The sequence below is a fragment of the Bacillus cereus genome (genome assembly GCF_007678085.1).
Lineage (GTDB): Bacteria > Bacillota > Bacilli > Bacillales > Bacillaceae_G > Bacillus_A > Bacillus_A cereus_BE.
In genome coordinates this window covers 401907-418989 of record NZ_VEDW01000003.1, presented here as the reverse complement: position 1 = coordinate 418989, position 17083 = coordinate 401907, and the positions used below count along the sequence as shown (strand labels likewise).

Here is a 17083-nt window from a genome sequence, read left to right as displayed (position 1 = left end):
CTAGGGGGATCCTCCTCTTTCTTTCATAGTAATTATTATTTATTTAAAATTATTATAAACTAATTATTATTCAAAACTAAATTCTTGTCAACTATTTCCTTCATTTTTTTGGAAACAATTTCAGCTAAGCAATCAATAAATACAGATTGTGAATTTGGCATATTTGGTCTAAAGTACGCCAAATTTAATTCATCAGTTACAACTTTACATTCATAATCGTTGTCATATAAAACTTCTAAATGCTCCGCCACAAACCCAACCGGACAATATATGAAAGATTCATATCCATGCTTTTCAAATAAATCTCTCGTTAAATCTTGCACATCCGGACCAATCCATGGGTCTGGCGTATTTCCAGCACTTTGCCAACCCGTTGTATAGTTTTGAATATCGGCAGCCTCCGCAATTAAATCAGCTGTATGCTGCAATTGCTCCACATAAGGGTCCCCTGCTGCAATAATTTTTTCAGGCAAACTATGTGCCGAAAAAATTACGACTGCTTTCTCTTTATCTTCAATCTTTGTAAATGTTTCTTTTATTTGATCTGCCCAATAGGAAATAAATTTCGGTTCATCGTACCATTGTTCAATTGGTTCAATAACAGGGCCACCGATTTCTTTTGAAAGACGCATCGCACGGTCATTATACGCTTTAATGCTAAATGTAGAATAGTGCGGTGCTAATACGATACTAATCGCCTGCTCAATTCCATCGCGCTTCATCTCTTCTACTGCATCTTCTATAAATGGAGCAATATGTTTTAAGCCTAAGTAACAAGTAAATTCATACTCTGTAAATATATTATTCATTGCATCTGTTAATTTATGCGCTTGCTCTTTCGTAATTTTTGCAAGTGGTGAAATTCCACCAATCGCTTTATAGCGCCCGATTAAGTCTTGGAGTGATTCTTCGGAAGGTTTACGACCGTGGCGAATATGTGTGTAGTACGCTTCTACATCATCTAATGATTCTGGCGTTCCATACGCCATTACGAGTAAACCTATTTTTTTCTTTACCATCTATATAACACCTCAATTTTATAAATGAGAATCTTTTTCAAGAACATTTGTTTCCAATTATAACAACTAATAATAAATACGTAAAGATAATTATTCTAAATAAGTATTTTTTCTAATATGATTTTGAATTTTATTTGACAATTTTTTTAATAAAAAGCGACTTACATAAAAGTAAGTCGCTTTTCTTCTATTCTTTAATATTTACCCCGTATTCTTTAAACCAAACATGAATTTGCGCTAAGTGAGCTAAAAGTTGAGGCCCAGTCATTAATTGACCGAACCATGGTGATTGAAATGCACTACCGCCTGACTCAATTAATCCGCTCAGCTGCTCTTTATCAAATAGTTCGTGTAAAATTGAACCTTTATCCGTCAATAAATCTTGTAGCCATACTGTGACTGCATTTGTATAGTGCGGATTATGCGTTTTCGGATACGGACTCTTCTTTCTATATAAGATGTCATTTGGAAGCAATCCTTCTAACGCTTTACGCAATAGACCTTTTTCGCGGTTTTTATACATTTTCATTTCCCAAGGAATATTCCACGCATATTCGACAAGTCGGTGATCCGCAAACGGAACGCGTACTTCTAAGCTTGCCCCCATGCTCATACGGTCTTTTCTGTCTAATAATGTTGTCATAAACCATACCATGTTCAAGTAAAATAATTGTCGTCTCTTTGCTTCAATTGGGCTTTCTCCCTCTAAAATAGGAACTTCTTGAATGGATTCTTCATAGCGCTGCTGTACATATTGTTGTAAGTTTAATTTATTTCTCCATTCTTTCTTTAGCAGTTGTTCACGTGCTTCTGTAGAGCGCATCCATGGAAACGCACTCGATTGTAAATCATCTTCTCTATAAAACCACGGGTAACCACCAAATATTTCGTCTGCGCATTCCCCAGATAAACCAACAACAAAATCTTGTTTAATTTCGCGGCAAAACCATAATAATGACGAATCGATATCTGCCATACCAGGCAAATCACGAACGAGTACTGCTTCTGTTAAATACTGTGCTAATTGTTCATTTGAAATGACGCAGCGATGATGGATCGTTTCAAACGTCTCCGTCATCAAATGAATAAATGGTGCATCTGAATTCGGCTGAAACGCATTCGCTTTAAAGTATTTGTCATTATCTTCATAATCAACAGAGTATGTGTGTAATTGCCCTTTCCCTGACCTTGCGTATTCTTTCGCAGCAATTGCCGTAATGGCACTCGAATCTACACCACCTGATAAAAAAGTGCATAACGGTACATCAGAAACGAGCTGCCTTGTAATCGCATCTTGTAATAAAAAGCGTGTTTTCTCTACTGTTTCTTCAAAGGAGTCTTCGTGCTTTTTGCTTTCTACATTCCAATATCTCCATATACATAAACCGTTCTTTGAAAATGTCATCGCATGACCTGGACGTAATTCTTTTATACCAGCATAAATACCGTGACCAGGTGTTCTAGATGGTCCAAGACCGAATATTTCGGATAATCCTTCTAACGTTACTTCCGCCTTCACATCAGGATGAGCCAATATCGCTTTTAACTCTGAACCAAATAGTAATCGTCCACTATCATATTTAAAAAATAGCGGCTTTACACCTAATCGATCTCGCGCAATAAATACTTGCTCTTTCTGTTCATCCCATACGGCAAACGCATATATACCGTTTAAATGATCGACACATTCTTCTTTCCATTCCATATATGACGCTAATAGTACTTCTGTATCAGAATGACCTTTGAACGTATATCCTCTTCTTAATAGTTCCTTTCGAATATCTTCGGTGTTATACAGTTCACCGTTATAGCAAATTGCATAATTCGTTTCATCTTTTAAACAAGTCATCGGTTGTTTCCCACCCTCAGGATCAACAACGATTAACCGTTTGTGCCCAAATGCAACATTGCCTTTAATCCAAACTTTATTATCATCTGGGCCACGCTTTGCTAACGTCTCAGCCATTTTCGTAACGACGTCCCGCTCTCCTTCTAATGAGCGTTTATAATCCACCCACCCTGTAATCCCGCACATATAAATCATCCTTCCATCTTATTTCTTTTCTTGAACGCGCAGTAATCCCCACCCTTAGAGGTGCGGATCAAAAAATGAAAAACTTGACGATAACCTACTATCCACATACGGAATAGCATTTTCACTCAGTAAAACGTGTTTTATTGTATGCCCACCTATGTCTAGATGTGTCTAGTTATAAAGAATGCGCGAACTGTCTATAACAGAAATAACTACTTTTCATAAAGGAGAAATCGTGTATGATACAACGTAACCATATTTTATATAACCAGCCTCGTGCTCATACGGTCGGTAATGTAGAATATATAAACAATGAATGGGTATTCTTTGATGATGAAAATGATGAAGCATTTTTATTAGAAGATATTGCCGAAGATGGCTTTGAGATCTTATATAACAACAACTGGCTGCCAGCTCGTTTCTATGAACAAGATGTATTACAAATCGCCAACGAACAGCACCATTTGCAAAACGGGGAAATGATACGAATTCGAAAGAAATTACTTCTCAGCTATACGGAATGGCTCGAGGAATTACCTGACTCTGTCTTTACATTATTAACGGAATCATTGCAATCCCTTCATTACTCTTTATATGATTGCATGTATTGTCATAATTATTTATCTTTCTTACCGAAAGAGGAAGCGTGCGAAGGAGTAAATATTCTTTTGTTTGATAACGAAGAGATGATTTGTACACTGCAGCACCATTTCGTTCGTCACGGTACGTCAAATAAAAATATGTTTCGTTTTACGAAAGCAAACGGAGAAGAGTTGCATATCGATGCGATATAAAATAAAAAACCACCTTATCTCCCAAACATTTGAGATTATAAGGTGGTTTTATTTTTTATTAGAATACTTGCCAGCCAATCGGTAATTTCAGTCCAAGGTAAAATACTGCTACTAGTGCAACAATAAATAGCCCCCAAACTGCCCCTGTTGCTTTGTTCTTGCTCATTTTTACAAGAACCATTTCCATTCCACCGATAACTAAAATACCAGCTACCATTTTTAAACCATACCACATGTGCATGTTACTTGTTGCAGTCTTCATAATACCCATGTACAACATGAAACCTGTCACAATAATGATAATGTACATAAGACGAAGCCCCATATGTACACCTTTACCTTTTCTTCCTGCTGAATAAAGTGAATACGCAACGAAGAATAAAATTAAACCTAACGCCCATGCTGTAATATGCATATGTACCATCGTATCCCTTACCTCCTCTTTTCACACTTTTTCACTCTATATGATAACATGTTCATTTATTTTCAGGAAATGTTTCGCTTTTTTACATTTAAATGCTATAATATTTAGAGTATTTACAAACTTCTTGTAATAACAAAAGGGGGAACAATCATGATTCAAACTAAGGATATTATCGAACTTACAGACACATACGGAGCAAATAACTATCACCCACTTCCGATCGTTATTTCTAAAGCAGAAGGCGTTTGGGTAGAAGATCCTGAAGGAAACCGCTATATGGACTTATTAAGTGCATATTCTGCAGTAAATCAAGGTCATCGTCACCCAAAAATTATTAACGCTTTAATTGACCAAGCTAATCGTGTTACGTTAACTTCTCGTGCTTTCCATAGCGATCAATTAGGTCCTTGGTACGAAAAAGTTGCGAAACTAACTAATAAAGAAATGGTACTTCCAATGAATACAGGTGCAGAAGCTGTTGAAACTGCAATTAAAACAGCTCGTCGCTGGGCTTATGATGTGAAGAAAGTAGAAGCAAACCGCGCTGAAATTATCGTTTGTGAAGATAACTTCCACGGACGTACGATGGGTGCTGTTTCTATGTCTTCAAACGAAGAGTACAAGCGCGGATTCGGTCCAATGCTTCCTGGCATTATCGTAATTCCTTACGGTGATTTAGAAGCGTTAAAAGCTGCTATTACACCAAATACAGCTGCATTCATTTTAGAGCCAATCCAAGGTGAAGCAGGAATTAACATCCCACCAGCTGGTTACTTAAAAGAAGCTCTTGAAGTATGTAAAAAAGAAAACGTTTTATTTGTAGCAGATGAGATCCAAACCGGCTTAGGCCGTACTGGTAAAGTATTTGCTTGTGACTGGGACAATGTAACTCCTGACATGTACATACTTGGTAAAGCACTTGGCGGCGGCGTATTCCCAATCTCTTGCGTAGCAGCAAACCGCGACATTTTAGGCGTATTCGAGCCAGGTTCTCACGGTTCTACATTCGGTGGTAACCCACTTGCTTGTGCTGTTTCTATCGCAGCTCTTGAAGTGTTAGAAGAAGAAAAATTAACAGAGCGTTCTCTTCAATTAGGTGAAAAATTAGTTGGGCAATTAAAAGAGATTGATAACCCAATGATCACTGAAGTTCGTGGTAAAGGTTTATTCATCGGCATCGAATTAAACGAGCCAGCTCGTCCTTACTGTGAACAATTAAAAGCAGCTGGTCTATTATGTAAAGAAACACACGAAAATGTAATTCGTATCGCACCACCTCTAGTAATCTCTGAAGAAGATTTAGAGTGGGCATTCCAAAAAATTAAAGCGGTCTTATCGTAATAATAGAGAGGTTGTCCTACATGTTGGGACAACCTCTTTCTTTTTATATTGATTTATACTAAAATGAAATTATAATTTTCTGTATTTTAAAATTATAAAGGAGATTCGATATGTTATTAAGGTATGGCAAACATATTAACTATTTGGCTACATCTTTTATTTTAGTTACATTCTTTGGCTTCCTACTTTCCGTAACATCGCTTATTCACTACTCCACTTCTACTACATTCACACTACTGAAAGCATCATTTTGGACTGCTGTTATTCTTACTATCATTGGTTTTGGACGAGAAAAAAGCGCACTTACCGTTATACTATTTGGCATTTGTACACTTGCATTCATTGGTCTTTACACTTTTTCGGTTATCGATTACCTCTATAATCCAAGGCCATAGAAAAGAGCTATCTTCGATAAGATAGCTCTTTTCTCATTTCACGACATTTCGTAAAGTACCAATTCCTTCTACTGTGATGACCACTTCATCACCAGCATGCAAAAACTTCGGTGGTGTGAAACCTTTTCCGACACCAGCTGGCGTTCCTGTTGCGATTATGTCGCCTGGTTCTAATGTCATTCCTTTACTTATTGTTGAAATAATTTCTTCTATTGAAAAAATCATTTTATTTGTATTGGAAGTTTGCCTTACTTCCCCACTTACTACCGTTTCAATGTGTAACGCATTGGGCGCACTTACCATTGATTTATGAATTAAATATGGTCCCATCGGACAAAATGTATCGAAACTTTTTCCAAGGAAAAATTGTTTATGCTTCCTTTGAATGTCGCGAGCAGTTATATCATTTATAATGGTGTAACCAAAAACATGTTCAAGCGCTTTTTCTTTTTTTATTTGTTTTCCTCGCTTACCAATGATGATAGCTAGTTCTCCTTCATAGTCTAATTCATTCGTTGCGTGGGGATGACTATTAATTTTTTCATCTATTCCAATAACTGTCGTTGGCGCTTTCGTAAAGATCATTATATTTTCTGGAATTGACTCTACTCCGCCCATTTCTATCGCATGCTCACGATAGTTTTTTCCAACGCAAAGAATGTTCTTCCTTGGCCTTGGAATTGGCGCTAATATTTTTACCTCAGTTAACGGATAATACGCCGCCCCCTCAGTTTCCTTCGCCCAATTTACAATATCACATATTTTTTCAACACATTCGGTTCCTCTTTCAATACACTCTAGCATCGTAATCGGAATCGTAACCTTTTCCCCTTTTTGTCTTTGCGCTTCTCTTAAGTGCAATACCTTTTCTTCCTCTTCATCCACAATACCTACAAATACCTTTTCATCTTTTTTTGCCGTTACCAAACGCAATATTTCCACTCTCCATCCTAAAACTCATACCCTTTAATTGTATTCGCATCCGCAAGAAAAAAACCTTCTCACGCACGCTAATTTTTACAATATTCTTCTCATATCCTATTCGTTACTGCTTTATATTTGGCATAAAATGTAGAAATTTTACTTTTTTTAGCGAAGGTATTTCTTTTTTATGGTTTTTTTGTATAATATGTACTACATATATACTAAAAATTTCATTTAGAGATGGAGCCGATTTCAATGTTTGAGCAAGCGATTGAAAAAAAACGTGAAAAAATGATTTATTTTGCTGAACGCTATGGAATGACTTCTCAAAAAACAGTGGATTGTAGCCAAGAACTGGACAGGCTCTTAAATGCAATTTGGCATGTACATACGGATTTTCACCCTAATCAAACACTCGATACACACACGCAATAACGTGTGTGTTTCTTTTATTTCAAAAAAATACACATTTTATTGAAAACGCCCATACAATAGTAGAAAAGAAAATTTTAAAAATGAAAGGTGTTTTGTATGCCAGCTATGGTCGGACATATTCGTATCGTCAATATTGGATCAAGTGGTATTTTTCATATCGGAGATGTATTTGCGATTAGGCCTATTAGTTATTCACGCGCTTTCGCCGGAGCCGGCTCCTTTAATGTTGGAGATAACGTTTCTGTCTACAATTATCAAAGCGCAACAACTGTTAATGATTCAGATGTAGTTGACCAAACGATAATTGGTTCAACTTAGAGGAGGCGATTGCATTGAATTTTTACGTAAACCAAAGCATCATCATTAACAGCATTAGAATTGATAGCATTACAACCTCTTCTGTATTCCAAATTGGTACTGCTGGAAGTATTAAAGCTCTATCTAAATTCTCAAATACTGGTGGATTTACAGAACCCCTTCGCCCATTACAGGCGAAAGGACAAATTATTTCTATCAAACCATCAACTAGTTCTTCTTAAGACATCCTCGTCATAAATATATAGCAGGAATATATTTACCCTCCCTATTGAAAAGGAGGTTTCACAAAATGAATCAAGATATATATACTTACTTACACCAACTTCAACAAGCTCTTCAAATACAACAAGCATCCATCCTGAATTTAGAGGATCAAGTGCGCCAACTACAAGAAGAGCTTAACGAATTAAAAAGTCGCCCCTCCTCTTCTATAGGAAAAGTGGAATACAAATTCGATCAATTAAAAGTAGAAAATTTAAATGGCACTTTAAATATTGGCTTAAATCCATTTTCAACAAAAGGACAGCAAATTGAGGATTTTCAAGTTGATACAGAAACTTTGAAGGTCAATCCTGAAACTGACATAAATCCAGACTTTTACCAAGGAATCCTTCAAGAAATGCATCGTTACTTAGATGAAGAAGCATATAATCGAATTCTCCATTTTGAACAAGAAGAGAGAACGCCGCTCGATGAAATGTATCGACAAATGATGGTGGATGACATAAAAAAACAGATGGAGCATAGACTTCCTTATTATTTAACACAAGCGCAATCCTATGAAGGGATTTCAACAGATCCAGATTATTTACGAGATATCATTATTCAAGCAATGAAACACGATATCGACAAAGCTTTCCTATCTTTTATTCAACACATACCGGGCAATTTCCGAAAGGAGTAAGTATGTATGAATGTTAACGTTGTAAATCGTGAATTAAAAGTCGGACAGATTAAAATGAACGGTGTATCGTCGTCCGCACTCTTTTTAATCGGGGATGCAAATCTCCTCATTTTATCTTCTATTCTTGATACACCATTTGAAACTGTTACAGAGGGTCCATTTGTACCATTAGTCACAGATGTCCCTCCTACTCCAGGTTAAGGAGACTGAGAAATTATGTTACATCATGTGTCTGTTGTCCAAAATGTTTCTATTATTTCTTTAGGGATTACTGCCGTATTTCAAGTTGGAGACGCAAATCAAATGGAGTTAAAAAGTAGGGCTCTTGCCGTCCACAGAGAAATTCCTTGTTATATAAAAGGCGAAGGTCGCTTCGATGCATTTGAAATCTTTACAGATGAACATGTCACCATCCCCAAACGATCGACAGATGTAAAATTAAACATTGTAAATGAATGCCCTTTTATTGAAGTAAACAACGTTGAATTACGATCACTTTTAAATTCTGCTTGCTTTCAAATTGGAAATGTTGATTATGGTTTTAATAATTCTCGTATTATGCAAATCCGCCAATATATTACGGATGAACCTTCCGCTCCATAATTCATATAGTAATTAAAAAGCTTAGTAAGGTAGGTGGATGGTATGCCTTCTGTTGTTGGAAATCTCGTCGTTCAAAACAGTAATGGTTCTTTCAATTTAGGGGATTTTTATAATGTGTCTCCGAAAGAAAATACGAAAGCTTATAACGGATCCGGAGCTTCTAATGTTGGATTTGTCGTGAATACTTTTAACGGTGTTAGTGCAACAAATACGTTTGATTCCGATGTGGCCGATCAAGATCAAATTGGAACAGCGTAAAAAAAGTAGGAGATATTCTCCTACTTTTTTCTTATTGCAATTTCATTTTATTTAAACGATAACCCAGCTTCCTCCAAAGCCTTTCTAAGCTTCGGCATAGACGCAGGTCCCATACCGTGCAGTTTTAAAATTTCTTTTTCACTATACTTTGATAGTTCTTCTATCGTGTGAATTCCATGATGTTGCAGCGCATTTCGTGCTGGTGATGAAAGAAGTGAAAGAAACCCTGTTTTCGGCTTCTTTTCTTTCTCGCAAGTTGGGCAAGTTGGACAATCGCTACTTTTGTAGTATTCATGACCTTTTTCACACGTTCTTAACGTTTTTTCCGTTGCCATTTTTCAAGTCCCTCTATTCTTCAATTTTTACAACATGATTACCATCAAAGAAGTATAAGCATTTCTCTTTCACAGGATGTTGCAAGCTTTTCTCAAGTGCCTTTGCATACAACGCAAGCTGTACTTTGTATCGATCTTCTAAAATCGGTTTCGCTTGATCGAATCCGCCTGGGAACTTCCCTTCAATCGTATCCGTTTTAAAGTCGATTAACGTGATACCTTCTTCCTCTTCAATCATGCAGTCGATAACCCCTTGGACAAGAATTGATTCCCCGCTCTTTCCTTGCCAATCTTGATATGCTTCTTCTGCTGCAAGCATCATCGTAAATGGTACTTCACGCTCCACACTTTTCGCCGCCAATACCCTTTTACCTAGGTCACTGTCAAAGAATGAAATGACTTTTTCGATTGCTATTTCTTCAGCTTGTTCGAATGTTAATAGTTCTTTATTAACCATGCCATTAATTTGCTCCCGAATCACTTCTTCTGTAATCGGCTTCTTCAAATCAACATGTTGCATGACAGCATGAACTGCTGTACCTCTTTCAGCGTACGTTAATCCTTTTTTCTCCATAAAACGAGGACGCGTTTTAATTGGCGCACGCATTTTTTTAATAAAGGCATTATCGCTACCTTCTTCAGATTGATAATTTCTCTTTATTTCTGTAACAGATTGCTTCGCACGATGAGATGTCGCTTCCTCATATCCGTACTTCCACATTAATCTGTCATACACTTCTTCTTTTCGTTCACTTTGCAGGGGAACAGCTTTTTTCTCACGAAGTGCTTCTAGTAATTCTTGTTTCTCTTCTTGAACTGGTTCTGGCGCAAGTAACGTGTTACCGTCAACAACTTCTACTTTCCAGCTCGCACTATACCCATAAATTTCATCTGGAACGCTTCCTTGTCCTAATTCAAGAAGCATTTCACTATCACGATGTCTATATAATGCAGGTGCAATCCAGTCTAAATAACAAGACGCTCCGGCACGAATGTGATCTGGTAATAACCATTCACTATGCTCTCTTGCATCAAGCCATTTTTCCATTTCCTTATTTGCATCCTTAACTGTTCCGATTAAAATTAACTTCTCTTTTGCACGCGTTAACGCTACGTATAATACGCGCATTTCTTCTGCGATTAATTCCATTTTCATTTTACGCTTAATTGCTAGTTGTGATAATGTCGTATATTTAATTCGTTTACGAGGATCGATAAATTGTGAACCAAAACCGAAGTCTTTATGCAGTAAGAAACGTTTCATTAAGTCTTGTGTATTAAAACGGCGACCAAGTCCAGCTACAAATACGACTGGGAACTCTAGTCCTTTACTTTTATGAATCGTCATAATACGAACGACATCTTCTTGTTCACCTAAAGCTCTCGCCGTACCCATATCATCACCGCGTTCTAAAATACGCTCAATAAAGCGTAAGAAGCGGAATAATCCTCTAAACGATGTTGCTTCATATTGTCTTGCGCGGTCATAAAGTACACGCAAGTTTGCTTGCCTTTGCTTTCCGGCTGGTAAACCACCGACAAAGTCGTAATAACCTGTCTCACCGTACACTTTCCAAATTAAATCAGAAAGTGACTGTTGCCGCGCGAATTCACGCCATCCTTGCAGCAAGTTATAGAACCACTCTAATTTATCATGTAGTTCTTTTTCTTCCTCAAGCGGTGCCCCTTTTAAGAATGAGCTCATGACTTCATAAAACGAACCTTTCTTCCCATGAGCACGAAGCGTCGCAAGTTCCTCATCATTTAACCCAACGATTGGTGAACGAAGCACTGCTGCAAGCGGAATATCTTGCATCGGATTATCGATAACGCGGAATACGTTCATCATAATATTTACTTCCGTCGCTTCAAAGTAACCAGTCGCAAGATCAGCGTATACTGGAATTCCTTGCAATTTTAACTCTTCCATAATTTGCGGCGCCCACGGCATGGAGCGCAGTAAAATAACGAAGTCGCGGTATTGTACAGGGCGCATACTATCCGTTTTACGGTCATACACTTCATAACCTGAATCAACCATCGCTTTAATACGCTGCGCCATAAGACGAGCTTCAAGCTGTGCTTTTTCGACTTCTGCACCTTCTTCTCCGTCTATTACTTCTTCTTCCGTTTGCTGAATGCATAGTAGTTCCGCCGCTACATCTTCACCTTCTGGATAGGTAGCACCTAACTTCAATTCAGCGTCAGCATCGTAGTCGATTTCTCCAACTTCTTCGCCCATAATTTGTTTGAAGATAAAGTTCGTACCTGCTAACACTTCATGACGACTACGGAAATTTTTCGCTAAATCGATCTTCATTCCGCCGCCTAATCCTTCTTGTGTGAAGCGTTTATACTTTCCTAAGAATAAGCCTGGTTCTGCTAGTCGGAAACGATAGATCGATTGCTTTACGTCACCAACCATGAACAAGTTTCCTTCACTCTCAGAATCTTTCGTTACGAATTTAATAATCGATTCTTGTACGAAGTTCGTATCTTGATATTCATCGACTAGTACTTCAGCAAATTTATTGCGATATTGAAGCGCTACTGCTGACGGCTTCATTTCACCATTTTCACTTTGTTCACTTAAAATTTGTAAACAGAAATGCTCTAAATCTGTGAAATCGACCATTCCTTTATCTCGTTTCATCGCTTGGAAACGCTCTGTAAATACTTTTACAAGTTGAACAAGCTTTTCTAATACAGGGTGCATGTCTTGAAAATCTCGTAAGAAACTTTCAGGTCTGCGGCTAAATAACTCTTCTTGTAATTTCTTCACTTCATCTTTCGCTTTATTACGAAGAGAGTCTACTTGTTTTACAACATCCTCGTTGTAATCACTTTTCTTAATACGCTTTAACGTTTGCCACGATACGTTTTGCATCGCTTCATACACACTTGTCCATGACTGACGAGCTGCTGATGATAACGTTCCAAGTAAAGCTGCATCAGCTTGCAAGGTTTCAACGCGAGGCGCCGGGCCATCAGGAAGCATTGCGAGTTCCGTCGCTTTACGAATATGCGCCTCCGCCGTTTCAAGCTGGAATTTCACATCTTCTAATAAGTAAGAAGCGTACACTAAATCTTCAATTGTCTTTCCTTCTACGTCGTATGCTTCTACTAATTTATCGAGCCATTTTTCCGGATTTGGATGCGCTCTTGATTCTGTATGAAGCGCTAAAATCATACGCTGTAAGTCATCATCACTACGATCACTCGTATAACGATCAACGAGTTCAAAGAATATCGTATTATCTTCAATTCCATACTCTGCTTCTAATATGTCATCTAACACTTCTTCTTTTAATAATTCGTTTTCTGTTTGATTCGCAATGCGGAAACGAGGATCAACATCAAGCATGTAGTAGTATCCTCTAATTACTTGTAAACAAAAGGAGTGAATCGTTGAAATAGAAGCTTTATTTAATAAGCTAAGCTGCTTTCTTACGTGCTGCGATCCTGGCTCATCAATTAATACTTTTTCTAACGCTTCCCCAATTCTGTTTTTCATCTCTTGCGCCGCTGCATTCGTAAATGTTACAACGAGTAGGCGGTCGACATCGACTGGATTTTCTTCACTTATAATCTTTTTAATAATACGTTCAACTAATACTGCTGTTTTCCCTGATCCAGCTGCTGCTGCGACTAAAATATCACGTCCGTTCGCTACAACCGCTTTCCACTGGTCATCTGTCCACTGACTACCTTCTGGTTTTTTAGGCCAATTTCCAATCATTCTCCGCCAACCTCCTCTCTAATTTTCTCCATCGCTTCGCTATCTTTCATATCTTTTAGCGTACGGAATTGATTATCTTCAAGTGATTCATCGAACTGACAAACAGATTTGAAGTTACAGAACGTACATGCCGCTTTATTCCCCTTCTTATAAGGAGCAATATCGATCACGCCTTCTGTAATGTCTTTACCGATATTTTCAAACGTATGGTGTACGTATTTTTGCAGTACGTTAAACTCTTGTTCACTTGCGATACTCGAACGCGCACTAAAGCTACCGTCTTTTTTCAGACCCGCAGAAATAATATCAGAGCTTCCTGTTGAAAGTTTGTTATCCATTAAACGAACAACATCAGCATCGCCTAGTACGAGTCCTTTCATTTTAAATTTCTTTAAAATCTCTTTCTCAATTTCTGCTTCAGATGCGTCACCTTTCATCTCAACAATCGGGTTATGAATATGGAAGTACAGTACACCAGCCGGTGATGCCGTGCCGCCTTTTTTCATCCACGTATGTGCATTCGAAGTAACAACATCTAAATACGTTAACATTTGAAGAGCTAATCCGTAATACACTTCCGTTAAGTCTAACGCTTTTGAGCTTGATTTATAATCAATAATACGGAGGAATGTCCCATTTTCATCTTCTGCCTTATCAACACGGTCAATACGGCCGACAACTTCCATCTTCACACCATTTGGTAATGAGAATTCCATCGGCGGAAGCGATCCTGTACCGCCCATACCGAACGGCACTTCTAAATCAACTGGTACGAAACCGCTCGATTTCGCGTGTTCACGAAGAATAATTGACGTACGGAAAATGATTTGCTGTAATTTTTGTTTTAAATAGAAATGACGATTTGAACTTAATAAAATTTGTCTTTGTAATAACGGTGCAATCTCTTCTATTACTACAGCCGAAAGATGCTCACACTCTTTTATTGATAAATCTGCCCAAGTACGATTTTCACGTAATAGCCTGTCTGCAATTCTCTTCAGCGCTGCATGGAATAATTCACCGATATCTGGCGCATCTAGTTTGAAAATATCACGCTCTCTTAATGCTAGACCGTGCTGCGCGAAATGAGCGTACGCACAACGGTTAAATAATTCCATACGAGAGACGCTTCCTTTTATTTTGTCTCCGTATAAATCTCTACTTACAACTGTACTTAGCTTTTGCGCACGATTCCGGTAGAATAAGCTTGATAATACGCGGCTACTTTTTTGCTTCCATTCATCTGAAGTAACGTAGAAGTTATATACGTCCCACCAAAAGTCTAAATTCCCTTCAAATCCGTATCGCTTCCACGTTTGTAGTTGCTGCATAACATATGACAACGTTACTTCTGGCGTTGCTACGTATGAAATTTGTTCCGAACGTGATAAATCATTTACATCATTCGTAACAAACGAGTCTTTCACATCAGGGAACATTCTTTTTATTTTCTTAATAAAGCTAGACGCAAGTAACGTCTTCCCTTCCTCATCTGCAAGCGGACATGAAATATATAATTTCTCAGTTGCTCTCGTTACCATTTGGTACATAACGAACTGTTCTTCTAATAAAGTTTGTCTCGTCGTTGGCGCTAATTCGATACCTGCAGCGCTAAGAACATCTCTTTCTTCATCAGAAAGCATACCTTCATCCATCGGCGCTGCTGGAATAACTCCTTCATTCACTCCAATGACAAATGTCGCTTTCACATTTGATAATCTAGAACGATCAATATTAGCAATTAACACTTGATCTAATGAAGGCGGAATGTTAGCAAATTGAAGCGCCTCAAGACCTGTCGACATAACGTCTGTGAACATAGAAAGTGACATTTTTTCTTCGCCAAGCATCTCTACAAATGTATCAAGAAGGCTCATTACTTCTTCCCATACTTGTTCATGATCTGTCGCAAATAAGAAATCTCCGCTCTCTTCTGCACGAATACGTAATGCTTCTAGTTTTTTCGGAACGTCAAGTTCTTCTAAAAATAAGTAAACAGCTTCGCACATTTGCATAACTGTTCCCGCACGCTTCAGTCTTTTTTGCATACGAATAACTGGCGTTCTTACAACGTCGCGTAGCCTATTTATTTTCTCTTCCATTTCACGTTCACTGTCTGTAATCATCCCGTCCGTATCGTCAAGAGAACGATAGCGGCGATACATCCACGGATCCTCAGAAGTCCATCTCTTCCCTTGTACACCGTACGCTAAACAGTAGTTTTCAAACTCATCCATCTCTTCACGCATCGTTTCTTTTCTTACGTCTAATGGATATAAAAGCTCTGTTTTCACGCAGCGAAACACTGCATCATAACGCCAATTCCCGCTAATAATCTCGAGTGCAGAACGAATGCATTCTACTAGCGGATGATGTGACATCGGGCGTTTTTCATCGATGAAGTGTGGGATATTATAATCTGTAAATAGCGTTCGCATTACATCGTAATAACTTTCCCCGTTACGAAGAAGAACCGCGATATCTCGGTAACGATAATCTTCATCTGCCACAAGTCTACGAATTTCACGGGCAACGCCTTCTACTTCAGCTCGTAAATTCGCTGCTGTACTAATCGTTACACTTGCTTCCCCGTGAAACTTTTCATTTGGTCGTGCTTCGTAATGCGTTTCTAAATGCGCTAATGATTGTGAATGAAAACGCGGTTGTTCCATAAGTGGAATCGTTTTTTCAATTTCTATCTTCTCTTCACGTGCTACTTGTTTTATTTTTTCATACGTTAACGTCGTTTCATAAAATAAATCTAGTTCATTTACCGGCTGTGCTAACGTTTTTTCATCTAGTGTTAAAGTGATTGTAACTCTCGCACCGCAAATCATAAGCTTTCTTACAATTTCTAGTTCTTGCGGTGAGAATGAATGAAATCCATCTATATAAATTTCAGCCCCATTTACATAGTCAGACTGCGGAAGCTTTTCGATTAGCAATTGCAAGTAATCTTCTGAATCTAAATATTTTCCGATTAAAGCACGCTCAAAATCATCATATAGTAGTTGTAAATCATACACTTTATTCGCTAATAGCTTTTGCTCGGCACTGCTACTATGTGCATCTAATTGTTGCCACATTTCATATACGTTAGATGGCGTCACGTTGTAACGTTTAAACTCCGCAATCATACTACCAAGATGTTCAAAGAAACCGTTTTGCTCCGCTGCTTTTTGGAACACTGATAATCCATCTTTACGAGACTCTACAATTTTACGAAGCAACATATGTACACCCGCTTCATCAATGTGAAGACGACTCGCTCCGCCAACTTCTTGCAGTACCTTCCACGCTAATCGTGAAAAACTAAAAACTTGTGCCCGAATAGAACCTCTAACATCCTCACTCCCGATTAACGCCTGCTGCGTTTGGAATGTCATCTGTTCTGGCACAAGATATAATATTGTTTCCCCTCTTGGGCGCTGCTTTAACTCTTCTTGCACTTCGTGTAAACAAAGTGTACTTTTTCCACTTCCCGCTCTACCAATCACAAATCGAAGTGACATGTAACCCCACCTTTCACTTACATAACGAACGTTAGTTTGCTACTATA

General features: G+C 38.1%; 17 protein-coding genes. 10 read left to right on the top strand and 7 right to left on the bottom strand.

Annotated features, from left to right (window positions below; all coding sequences use genetic code 11):
• Positions 1-59: 59 nt before the first annotated feature.
• Both hemH and asnB read right to left on the bottom strand, forming a co-directional pair.
• Positions 60-1019 carry a ferrochelatase gene (gene hemH, locus FS742_RS15725; RefSeq protein ID WP_144613483.1) on the bottom strand — a complete coding sequence of 320 codons (960 nt, stop codon included), beginning with the start codon at positions 1017-1019 and terminating at the stop codon, positions 60-62.
• 187 nt (positions 1020-1206) lie between these two features.
• Positions 1207-3054, bottom strand: a complete 1848-nt coding sequence (gene asnB / locus FS742_RS15720) for an asparagine synthase (glutamine-hydrolyzing) (RefSeq protein ID WP_144613481.1) — start codon at positions 3052-3054, stop codon at positions 1207-1209.
• Between the two features lie 239 nt (positions 3055-3293).
• On the opposite strand from asnB, the gene FS742_RS15715 reads away from it, so the two are divergent.
• Positions 3294-3848, top strand: a complete 555-nt coding sequence (locus tag FS742_RS15715; protein ID WP_144613479.1) for a DUF2777 domain-containing protein — start codon at positions 3294-3296, stop codon at positions 3846-3848.
• Positions 3849-3906: 58 nt separating this feature from the next.
• Here FS742_RS15715 and FS742_RS15710 read toward each other — a convergent pair whose 3' ends face one another.
• Entirely contained in the window at positions 3907-4272 is a 366-nt protein-coding gene (locus FS742_RS15710) for a YisL family protein (protein WP_000233492.1), read from the bottom strand.
• 150 nt (positions 4273-4422) lie between these two features.
• Here FS742_RS15710 and rocD point away from each other — a divergent pair, with 150 nt between their 5' ends.
• Both rocD and FS742_RS15700 read left to right on the top strand, forming a co-directional pair.
• On the top strand, positions 4423-5613 hold the full coding sequence (rocD, locus tag FS742_RS15705; protein WP_000616654.1) for an ornithine aminotransferase: 1191 nt from the start codon (positions 4423-4425) through the stop codon (positions 5611-5613).
• A 110-nt stretch (positions 5614-5723) separates the two neighbouring features.
• Positions 5724-6008: a hypothetical protein gene (locus FS742_RS15700; protein WP_144613477.1), complete on the top strand. Its 285-nt coding sequence runs from the start codon at positions 5724-5726 to the stop codon at positions 6006-6008.
• 33 nt (positions 6009-6041) lie between these two features.
• Here FS742_RS15700 and FS742_RS15695 read toward each other — a convergent pair whose 3' ends face one another.
• Complete coding sequence (locus FS742_RS15695) at positions 6042-6941, bottom strand: fumarylacetoacetate hydrolase family protein (protein ID WP_186327185.1); 900 nt, start codon at positions 6939-6941, stop codon at positions 6042-6044.
• A 246-nt stretch (positions 6942-7187) separates the two neighbouring features.
• Here FS742_RS15695 and FS742_RS15690 point away from each other — a divergent pair, with 246 nt between their 5' ends.
• The 7 genes from FS742_RS15690 (at position 7188) to gerPF (ending at position 9450) form a co-directional block, all read left to right on the top strand.
• The gene (locus tag FS742_RS15690) at positions 7188-7367 is read left to right on the top strand and encodes an aspartyl-phosphate phosphatase Spo0E family protein (RefSeq protein WP_000462840.1); all 180 of its coding nucleotides are present in this window, start codon (positions 7188-7190) and stop codon (positions 7365-7367) included.
• Between the two features lie 96 nt (positions 7368-7463).
• On the top strand, positions 7464-7685 hold the full coding sequence (gene gerPA / locus FS742_RS15685) for a spore germination protein GerPA (protein WP_144613475.1): 222 nt from the start codon (positions 7464-7466) through the stop codon (positions 7683-7685).
• A 14-nt stretch (positions 7686-7699) separates the two neighbouring features.
• On the top strand, positions 7700-7906 hold the full coding sequence (gene gerPB / locus FS742_RS15680) for a spore germination protein GerPB (protein WP_087957704.1): 207 nt from the start codon (positions 7700-7702) through the stop codon (positions 7904-7906).
• A 68-nt stretch (positions 7907-7974) separates the two neighbouring features.
• A complete protein-coding gene (gerPC, locus tag FS742_RS15675; RefSeq protein ID WP_144613473.1) occupies positions 7975-8589 on the top strand; it encodes a spore germination protein GerPC in 615 nt (204 codons plus the stop codon).
• A gap of 6 nt (positions 8590-8595) precedes the next feature.
• Positions 8596-8790 (top strand): spore germination protein GerPD, encoded by a 195-nt coding sequence (gene gerPD / locus FS742_RS15670; protein ID WP_001102342.1) that lies wholly within the window; start codon positions 8596-8598, stop codon positions 8788-8790.
• A 15-nt stretch (positions 8791-8805) separates the two neighbouring features.
• Positions 8806-9192, top strand: coding sequence for a spore germination protein GerPE (locus FS742_RS15665; protein WP_144613471.1), 387 nt, complete (start codon positions 8806-8808; stop codon positions 9190-9192).
• 42 nt (positions 9193-9234) lie between these two features.
• Positions 9235-9450, top strand: coding sequence for a spore germination protein GerPF (gerPF, locus tag FS742_RS15660; RefSeq protein WP_001141566.1), 216 nt, complete (start codon positions 9235-9237; stop codon positions 9448-9450).
• A gap of 47 nt (positions 9451-9497) precedes the next feature.
• Here gerPF and FS742_RS15655 read toward each other — a convergent pair whose 3' ends face one another.
• The 3 genes from FS742_RS15655 to addB are packed head-to-tail and all read right to left on the bottom strand — an operon-like array spanning position 9498 to position 17036.
• Entirely contained in the window at positions 9498-9785 is a 288-nt protein-coding gene (locus tag FS742_RS15655; RefSeq protein ID WP_144613469.1) for an RNA polymerase alpha subunit C-terminal domain-containing protein, read from the bottom strand.
• A gap of 13 nt (positions 9786-9798) precedes the next feature.
• Positions 9799-13524: a helicase-exonuclease AddAB subunit AddA gene (gene addA / locus FS742_RS15650; RefSeq protein ID WP_144613467.1), complete on the bottom strand. Its 3726-nt coding sequence runs from the start codon at positions 13522-13524 to the stop codon at positions 9799-9801.
• A complete protein-coding gene (gene addB, locus FS742_RS15645) occupies positions 13521-17036 on the bottom strand; it encodes a helicase-exonuclease AddAB subunit AddB (protein ID WP_144613465.1) in 3516 nt (1171 codons plus the stop codon). Before addB ends, addA begins: the two co-directional genes overlap by 4 nt.
• Between the last annotated feature and the right edge of the window lie 47 nt (positions 17037-17083).

Excerpts from the sequence above, each read along its gene's own strand:
- FS742_RS15665 (WP_144613471.1), top strand. The coding sequence starts at position 8,806 with ATGTTACATCATGTGTCTGTTGTCCAAAATGTTTCTATTATTTCTTTA.
- rocD (WP_000616654.1), top strand. The coding sequence starts at position 4,423 with ATGATTCAAACTAAGGATATTATCGAACTTACAGACACATACGGAGCA.
- asnB (WP_144613481.1), bottom strand. The coding sequence starts at position 3,054 with ATGTGCGGGATTACAGGGTGGGTGGATTATAAACGCTCATTAGAAGGA.
- FS742_RS15690 (WP_000462840.1), top strand. The coding sequence starts at position 7,188 with ATGTTTGAGCAAGCGATTGAAAAAAAACGTGAAAAAATGATTTATTTT.
- addB (WP_144613465.1), bottom strand. The coding sequence starts at position 17,036 with ATGTCACTTCGATTTGTGATTGGTAGAGCGGGAAGTGGAAAAAGTACA.
- gerPD (WP_001102342.1), top strand. The coding sequence starts at position 8,596 with ATGAATGTTAACGTTGTAAATCGTGAATTAAAAGTCGGACAGATTAAA.
- addA (WP_144613467.1), bottom strand. The coding sequence starts at position 13,524 with ATGATTGGAAATTGGCCTAAAAAACCAGAAGGTAGTCAGTGGACAGAT.
- FS742_RS15710 (WP_000233492.1), bottom strand. The coding sequence starts at position 4,272 with ATGGTACATATGCATATTACAGCATGGGCGTTAGGTTTAATTTTATTC.
- gerPF (WP_001141566.1), top strand. The coding sequence starts at position 9,235 with ATGCCTTCTGTTGTTGGAAATCTCGTCGTTCAAAACAGTAATGGTTCT.
- gerPC (WP_144613473.1), top strand. The coding sequence starts at position 7,975 with ATGAATCAAGATATATATACTTACTTACACCAACTTCAACAAGCTCTT.
- FS742_RS15700 (WP_144613477.1), top strand. The coding sequence starts at position 5,724 with ATGTTATTAAGGTATGGCAAACATATTAACTATTTGGCTACATCTTTT.
- FS742_RS15715 (WP_144613479.1), top strand. The coding sequence starts at position 3,294 with ATGATACAACGTAACCATATTTTATATAACCAGCCTCGTGCTCATACG.
- hemH (WP_144613483.1), bottom strand. The coding sequence starts at position 1,019 with ATGGTAAAGAAAAAAATAGGTTTACTCGTAATGGCGTATGGAACGCCA.
- gerPA (WP_144613475.1), top strand. The coding sequence starts at position 7,464 with ATGCCAGCTATGGTCGGACATATTCGTATCGTCAATATTGGATCAAGT.
- FS742_RS15655 (WP_144613469.1), bottom strand. The coding sequence starts at position 9,785 with ATGGCAACGGAAAAAACGTTAAGAACGTGTGAAAAAGGTCATGAATAC.